Consider the following 6,928-nt stretch of genomic DNA (forward strand, 5'->3'; position numbering starts at 1 on the left):
CTCTCAGGTCTTCCGGGGCGGCGCCGTGGCTCGCTGACTCGACATAAGTTACGCAGACTTTACCCTCAACACAAATCGGCTGGTCAGGGGCATTTTCACCGGACTAGATCGCACCGAACCGTCGAAGCGCTTCCTCGCGCTCCGCTTTGTGCTCGACGATCGGTTCCGGGTAATCGTCGGCGTCGACGTCCCCCACCCAGCGTCGGACGTACTCCCCCTTGGGATCGAACTTCTTGGCCTGTGCCTCCGGGTTGAACACCCGGAAGTACGGCGCCGCATCGGTTCCGGTGCCGGCCGCCCACTGCCACCCGTGGTTGTTCGAGGCCATGTCTCCGTCTACGAGTTGGTCGAGGAACCACTCCGCACCCCACCACCACGGCAAGTGGAGGTCTTTCACCAGGAATGACGCAGTGACCATGCGGACCCGGTTGTGCGTCCAGCCGGTCTCGGCGAGCTGGCGCATGCCGGCGTCGACAAGAGGAAAGCCGGTGCGTCCGGCCTTCCACGCCTCGAAGCGTTGGTAGGCGTCGTCATCGGTGTCCAGCTCGATGTCGTCGAATTGCCGATTCCAGTTGTGCCACAAGCTGTGTGGCCAATGGAAGAGAACGTCCGCGTAGAAGTCGCGGAAGGCGAGCTCGCGTAGAAACGCTTGCGGCCCATCACCTTTGCCGAGATCGGCGGCGAGCGTGCGCGGGTGGATGTTGCCGTACTTCAGGTACGCCGACATCTTGCTGGTCACGTCGGCGGCCGGATCATTGCGGCCGGTGTCGTAGTCGGCGAGATCGTCATCGACGAATTCGGCCCATCGCGCCAGCGCGGCATCCTCACCGGCGGGGAAAGACAGGGTTGTCGGCGCCTCCGGGATCGTGATCCGGCCGGACTTCTCGACCTGCGACGGATCGAGAACCGCAGAACCCGGGATGGAGGAATCAGCCGGTTTACGCCAGCCGTGCTCCCGCCACCGGCGGAAGTACGGGGTGAACACCTTGTATGGTTCGCCGTCGTCTTTGGTGATCCGACCGGGTGAGACCATGTACGGCGAACCGGTGGCCTCCAGCGGGATGTCGCCGAGGGCTACGGCGACGGCCTCATCGCGTCGTCGGCCGAAAGGGGTGGAGTCTCCGGAGATGTGGACGGCCTCGGCATCCACGGCCTTCGCGAGGCGCGGGATCTCCTCGTCGGGGCGTCCCCGCACGACGAGCAACTTCCCATCGAGCTTGGCGTCGACCTCGCGGAGCGAATCGAAGAGGAATGCGAGTCGACGCTCCCCCGATGACTTCTCGAGCCGTGGGTCCACCACAAAGCACAGAAGGACCGACGAATCGTCGGTCCCTCTGGCTGTGGAAAGCGCTGGTAGGTCGCTCAGGCGCAGGTCGCGTCTGAGCCACACCAGGTTGGTGGACGTCAGCCCACTCCGAGTAGGTCGATGACGAACACGAGGGTCCGTCCCGAGAGGCGGTGCCCCGCGCCGGCCGGTCCGTAGGCGAGCTCCGGCGGGACGGTCAGCTGGCGACGGCCGCCGACCTTCATGCCGGGGATGCCTTCCTGCCAGCCCGGGATCAGCCGATCCAGCGGGAAGTTGGCCGACTGGCCGCGATCCCACGAGGAGTCGAACTCTTCGCCGGTCTCGTAGTCGACACCCACGTAGTGGACGTCGACGACGCCCCCGCGGACGGCCTCGGCACCGTCGCCGACGATCAGGTCGGTGATGGTGAGGTCGGCCGGCGGAGGACCCGCCTGGAACTCGACTTCGGGCTTCTCAGTGCTGGTCACAGGACTCTCCTTTGAGTCGGGCGGTCAGTCGTTGTTCCGGGTGGTTCGGCGGCCCGCCCCGGCGGGGCGATCGCTCAGCGATCACCCATCTGCACGTAGTCACGCTCGGTGTATCCGGTGTAGAGCTGACGGGGACGGCCGATCTTGGTGGTCGGGTCCTCGTGCATCTCACGCCAGTGGGCGATCCAGCCCGGAAGGCGGCCCAGCGCGAACAGGACGGTGAACATCCGCGTCGGGAAGCCCATCGCACGGTAGATGACGCCCGTGTAGAAGTCCACGTTCGGGTACAGCTTGCGCTCGATGAAGTAGTCGTCGGACAGCGCGACCTCTTCGAGGCCCTTCGCGATGTCGAGGAGCTCGTCCTCGACCCCGAGGGTCTGGAGGATCGAGTCAGCGGTCTTCTTCACGATCGCAGCCCGCGGATCGTAGTTCTTGTAGACGCGGTGACCGAAGCCCATCAGCTTGACGCCGGCTTCCTTGTTCTTCACCCGCTTCATGAACTCCTTGGTGTCGCCACCGTCGGCGCGGATGGCGTCGAGCATCTCGAGCACCGCCTGGTTGGCGCCGCCGTGCAGCGGGCCCCAGAGGGCGTTGATACCGCCGGAGATCGAGGTGAAGAGGTTCGCCTGCGACGAGCCGACGAGACGGACCGTCGAGGTCGAGCAGTTCTGCTCGTGATCGGCATGCAGGATGAACAGCATGTCGAGGGCCTTGGCGACGTCCGGGTTGACCTCGTAGGGCTCGGCCGGGAAGCCGAAGGTCATGCGCAGGAAGTTCTCGACGAGGCTCAGCGAGTTGTCCGGGTACAGGAAAGGCTGACCGGCCGACTTCTTGTAGGCGTAGGCGGCGATGGTCGGCAGCTTCGCCAGGAGGCGGATCGTCGACAGCTCGACCTGCTCGTCGTCCTTGGGATCGAGCGAATCCTGGTAGTACGCCGACAGGGCGTTGACCGCGCTCGACAGCACCGGCATCGGGTGCGCGTTGCGGGGGAAGCCGTCGAAGAAACGCTTGAGATCCTCGTGCAGCAGGGTGTGCCGCTGGATCTTGGTGGTGAAGTCCTCGAGCTGCGACGGGGTCGGGAGCTCGCCGTAGATGAGCAGGTAGCTCACCTCGATGAAGGTCGACTTCTCTGCGAGCTGGTCGATCGGGATACCGCGGTACCGCAGGATGCCGGCGTCGCCGTCGATGTAGGTGATGGCCGACTTGGTCGACGCGGTGTTCACGAATCCACCGTCGAAGGTGGTCAGATTGGTCTCGGCAAGCAGCTTGCCGAGTGCAACCGAGTCGGTGCCCTCGGTGGCCTTCAGGATCGGGAGCTCCAGCTGTCCACCGGGGTAGGTGAAGGTCGCTGAGGCCGTGTCGGACGCCTGGTCGGCTGGGACTGTTTCAGCAGACACACGAACCCCTTATTCAGATCAGAGTTTTTGACAGTGTCCGGATAGGACACACAGGTACAAACTAGTCGCTTCTCAGCTCGCTTGCCCAAGGAGGGTCGGCGCCGGGCCGCGAGACGGTGACCGCAGCGACGTGAGCTGCGAATTCGGCGACCTCACGCCACTGATCGGTCGTCAGTGAGCGAACGGAATCCGGTGCCAGCGCACCCAGTCGGTCGAGCTGGTGCACGATGCCTCCCAGGACGCTGTCGCCGGCCCCGATCGTGTCGACGACGTCGACGTTCCGGGCCGGCACGGTGACCTCGTCCTGCGCGGTGGTCACGGTGATCCCGGACGCCCCCGCGGTGGTGATCACGGCGGCGACACCGTCGGCGAGCCAGTCCTTCACAGCACTCCCCCGGGGGCCCTCGCCCAGCCACGCCGCATCCTCGTCCGACAGCTTCACGACGTCGACGGACGACATCCAACTGCGGAAACGGCCCCGGTAGGCATCGGCGTCCGGGATGACGACCGAGCGAATGTTCGGATCCAGCACGACGAGTCGGCGTTCGGCGTGGCAGCGCCGCATCAGGTCCTCGTAGACGGTCGCCCCCGGTTCGAGCACGAGCGAGAGGGTTCCGAAGGTCACCGCCGCGACGGTCGGGGCCAGCGAACCCGGGTCGGTGACAGTGCGATCCGCCGTGCCTTCCACATAGAAGGAATACTGCGCGGAACCGTCATCGGCGACGGTGGCCAGGGCCAGCGACGTCGGTTCATCTCGACGCTGCAGCATCGCCGTACCCACACCGGCGCCCTGCAGTGCGTCGACGATCGCCCGGCCGTAGTTGTCGGTCGACACCGCCGACAGCAAAGACACGGCACTCCCCAAGCGTCCCAAGGTGATCGCGACGTTGAAGGGCCCGCCTCCCAGCGCCGGCTGCAGCGGCGCCAGCGCCGCACCTGATGCCCGCTTCTCCTGCACCACGTCGACGAGCGCTTCGCCGCAGACGACGATCTCTCTCATAAGACCCCTCTTCTCTGTGTGACCCAGTCTGCCAGTCCCCCGGCGGTAGATTCTGTGCATGCGAGAGTTGCCGGCGGGCCCTGATGCGGTCGTGCTCGACTTCTCGGCCGACGAGTCCCCGTCGGCCGCAGTGCTCGACGCGACGGTCGCCCTGCGTGATGCGGTGGACCGCGGAGAGTTGCCGGAGGTCACCGATCTGGTGCCGAGTGCGCACACGCTGCTGGTGCAGGCACGGCCGGGTCGTGGCGTCGACGAGCTGGGTGTGCGGCGGGCGTTGCGGCGCCGACGCTCCGGCGTCGATCGCGGCGCCGGGTCGGCCGACGAGATCGTGATCCCGGTCCACTACGACGGTGACGACCTTGCGGATGTCGCTGATGCGCTGGACATCTCGACCGACGAGGTGATCGGTCTGCACTGCCGCACCCGATGGCGGGTGCAGTTCATGGGCTTCGCACCCGGGTTCGGTTATCTGGTCGCCGACGAGCCGACACCGCACCCGTTCGACGCGGTGGGCCGGCGCGCCGAGGCACGTACACGCGTCCCGGAAGGTGCGGTGGCGATCGCCGCCGGTTACAGCGCCGTGTACCCGAAGGCGAGCCCGGGTGGGTGGCAGTTGTTGGGCCGCACCGATGTTCGCCTGTGGGACGAGACGGCCGACCCGCCCGCACTGTTCGCGACCGGGCGGATCGTGCGGTTCGTCGACGCCGGGACGGGCGGCCGCGGATGACCGCCGTCACCGTGCTCGCGACCGGCCCTCTCGCGACCTTCCAGGATCTCGGGCGTCCCGGCTACGCCCATCTCGGCGTGCCGGTGTCCGGCGGCGCAGATCGCGGCTCGCTGAGGTTGGCCAATCGTCTTGTCGGCAACGACGAATCGGCGGCCACGATCGAGACGACCCTCGGCGGCCTGCGCATCCGCGCCGAAGGCGACGTGCTGGCCGTGGTGACCGGAGCCGACACCGCTGTGCGCCACAACGGAGTTCCCGTCGGACTCGCCGCGACCGTCGTACTGCGTGAAGGTGACGAACTGGCCGTCGATCCGCCGACATGGGGATTGCGCAATTATCTCGCGGTCCGCGGCGGGTTCGACGTCGAGCCGGTCCTGGGTTCTCGGTCGACCGACACCCTGTCAGGGTTGGGACCTCCGGCTCTGACCGCGAATGTGATCGTGACGGTGGGTGACGCCGCCGGCGAGTGGCCGCCCGTCGAGTCCGCGCCGGCGAACACCGCACATCCGCGGGTTGTCGTACTCGAGGTGGACGAGGGCCCCCGCGCCGAACTGCTGGCCGCTCCGGCGGATCTTTGTGCGGGGACGTGGGTCGTCGGGGCCGACAGCAACCGCGTCGGTGTGCGTATCGACCGCGCCGAGGCTTCGTCGTATCCCCTGCTGGCGCATCGGGAAGACGCCGGCGAATTGCGTTCGGAGGGCGTCGCACACGGCGCAGTGCAGGTGCCGCCGAGCGGACGACCGGTGCTGTTCCTCGCCGACCATCCCGTCACCGGCGGTTACCCCGTCGTGGCCGTCCTGACCGATGCCGCGGTCGATCTCGCGGCCCAGCTGGTCCCCGGTTCGGAGGTCCGCTTCCGGAGGCGATGACGCTCGAGGCTCACGTCCGAGGCTCACGTTTGGGACCGCTGACCGTCGGGAACGCGGTGGACGTCCCCGAATGGAGGTACCAACGTGAGCGATCCGTCTGTGAACGACCTGTCGACCGTGCAACTCGTCGAACGCCTGCAGAGTCAGACGACCACCCTGGTCAAAACCGAGCTGCAGAATGCGGTGGCGGAGATGAAGGGCAAGGGCACCCGGATCGGAGTCGGTGCGGGGATTTCCGGCGCGGGCACCCTGTTGATGCTCTTCGGCCTCGGAACGCTGATCGCAGCCGCCGTCCTGGGCCTGGCGAACGCAGTTCCCGCGTGGCTTGCCGCGGTGATCGTCGGCGTGGCGTTGCTGGTGATCGGCGGAGCGGCCGCGGCCATCGGCGCCAAGCGTGCGAAATCAGCTGTCCCGCCCGCCCCCGAGCACACCGTCGAGAGCGTTCAGCGCGACGTCGAAACCGTGAAGGAGCACCTGTAGATGAGTGACACGCAACCCGACCGGAATCCGGCCGACGACCCGCCCCCGATCGAACAGCAGCGCGAGGAACTCGCCGAGACGGTCGACGCGCTGGCAGCGAAGCTCGACGTCCCGGCGCGCGTGAACACGGCTGCCGCGGAGACCGCTCAGACCGCGAAGGTGAAGGCCGAGGAGAACCGGACGACGCTGATCGGCGTCGCGGTGGCCGCGGTACTCGCCATCGGCACCGTCATCGTCGTCAAACGCCGTCGCAGCTGACCCCCATCCACAAGGAGTTCGACATGAGTGCCGTGTCCAAGACGTTCTACAAACCGCTCTCCCTGGCGACGAGCGTGCTCGGCGGAATCGCCGCGGGCGCCGTGTTCGGCCAGATCTGGAAGCGGATCTCCGATGATTCCGAAGCCCCCGACCCCAAGGATCTCGACCGCAGCAACACCGAGGTGTTGGCAGCCGCTGCTCTGCAGGGACTCGTTTTCGGACTGGTCCGCGCGGCCGTCGACCGCGCGGGAGCGCGCGGGTACAAGGCGGTCACGCACGAGAGCCCCGACTAGGCCGATGGTTGACACCCATCTGAGACGAACCTAGGGTTCTGTCTCATGACCGAGGTACTGAACGACGCACAGAACACCTGTCCCGTTCACACCCCAGAGGACGCTCCGGCCGCGGCGGGCTGCCCGGCCGA

9 protein-coding genes are annotated in these 6,928 nt (G+C 67.0%); 5 read left to right on the forward strand and 4 right to left on the reverse strand.

The features are described from left to right. Positions 1–103 precede the first annotated feature (103 nt). The 4 genes from OK17_RS19930 to OK17_RS19945 all read right to left on the reverse strand — a co-directional run bounded on the left by OK17_RS19930 (position 104) and on the right by OK17_RS19945 (position 4,170). The gene (locus OK17_RS19930; protein WP_461418497.1) at positions 104–1,390 is read right to left on the reverse strand and encodes a cryptochrome/photolyase family protein; all 1,287 of its coding nucleotides are present in this window, start codon (positions 1,388–1,390) and stop codon (positions 104–106) included. Between the two features lie 14 nt (positions 1,391–1,404). Further along, the gene (locus OK17_RS19935; RefSeq protein ID WP_005198205.1) at positions 1,405–1,773 is read right to left on the reverse strand and encodes an FKBP-type peptidyl-prolyl cis-trans isomerase; all 369 of its coding nucleotides are present in this window, start codon (positions 1,771–1,773) and stop codon (positions 1,405–1,407) included. A gap of 74 nt (positions 1,774–1,847) precedes the next feature. After that, positions 1,848–3,170, reverse strand: a complete 1,323-nt coding sequence (locus OK17_RS19940; RefSeq protein WP_232717291.1) for a citrate synthase — start codon at positions 3,168–3,170, stop codon at positions 1,848–1,850. 61 nt (positions 3,171–3,231) lie between these two features. After that, entirely contained in the window at positions 3,232–4,170 is a 939-nt protein-coding gene (locus tag OK17_RS19945; protein ID WP_461418498.1) for a carbohydrate kinase family protein, read from the reverse strand. Between the two features lie 58 nt (positions 4,171–4,228). On the opposite strand from OK17_RS19945, the gene OK17_RS19950 reads away from it, so the two are divergent. The 5 genes from OK17_RS19950 to OK17_RS19970 all read left to right on the forward strand — a co-directional run bounded on the left by OK17_RS19950 (position 4,229) and on the right by OK17_RS19970 (position 6,797). After that, on the forward strand, positions 4,229–4,897 hold the full coding sequence (locus tag OK17_RS19950; RefSeq protein WP_232717289.1) for a 5-oxoprolinase subunit B family protein: 669 nt from the start codon (positions 4,229–4,231) through the stop codon (positions 4,895–4,897). Then, complete coding sequence (locus tag OK17_RS19955; protein ID WP_232717288.1) at positions 4,894–5,766, forward strand: 5-oxoprolinase subunit C family protein; 873 nt, start codon at positions 4,894–4,896, stop codon at positions 5,764–5,766. The genes OK17_RS19950 and OK17_RS19955 overlap by 4 nt, the downstream gene beginning before the upstream one ends. Positions 5,767–5,850: 84 nt before the next feature. Further along, positions 5,851–6,246, forward strand: coding sequence for a phage holin family protein (locus OK17_RS19960; RefSeq protein WP_204718553.1), 396 nt, complete (start codon positions 5,851–5,853; stop codon positions 6,244–6,246). Next, positions 6,247–6,504: a DUF3618 domain-containing protein gene (locus OK17_RS19965; RefSeq protein ID WP_461418499.1), complete on the forward strand. Its 258-nt coding sequence runs from the start codon at positions 6,247–6,249 to the stop codon at positions 6,502–6,504. 23 nt (positions 6,505–6,527) lie between these two features. After that, entirely contained in the window at positions 6,528–6,797 is a 270-nt protein-coding gene (locus tag OK17_RS19970) for a DUF4235 domain-containing protein (protein ID WP_006868367.1), read from the forward strand. Positions 6,798–6,928: the final 131 nt, after the last annotated feature.

The organism is Gordonia sp. GN26 (assembly GCF_054823965.1).

Excerpts from the sequence above, each read along its gene's own strand:
- OK17_RS19945 (WP_461418498.1), bottom strand. The coding sequence starts at position 4,170 with ATGAGAGAGATCGTCGTCTGCGGCGAAGCGCTCGTCGACGTGGTGCAG.
- OK17_RS19950 (WP_232717289.1), top strand. The coding sequence starts at position 4,229 with ATGCGAGAGTTGCCGGCGGGCCCTGATGCGGTCGTGCTCGACTTCTCG.
- OK17_RS19955 (WP_232717288.1), top strand. The coding sequence starts at position 4,894 with ATGACCGCCGTCACCGTGCTCGCGACCGGCCCTCTCGCGACCTTCCAG.
- OK17_RS19965 (WP_461418499.1), top strand. The coding sequence starts at position 6,247 with ATGAGTGACACGCAACCCGACCGGAATCCGGCCGACGACCCGCCCCCG.
- OK17_RS19970 (WP_006868367.1), top strand. The coding sequence starts at position 6,528 with ATGAGTGCCGTGTCCAAGACGTTCTACAAACCGCTCTCCCTGGCGACG.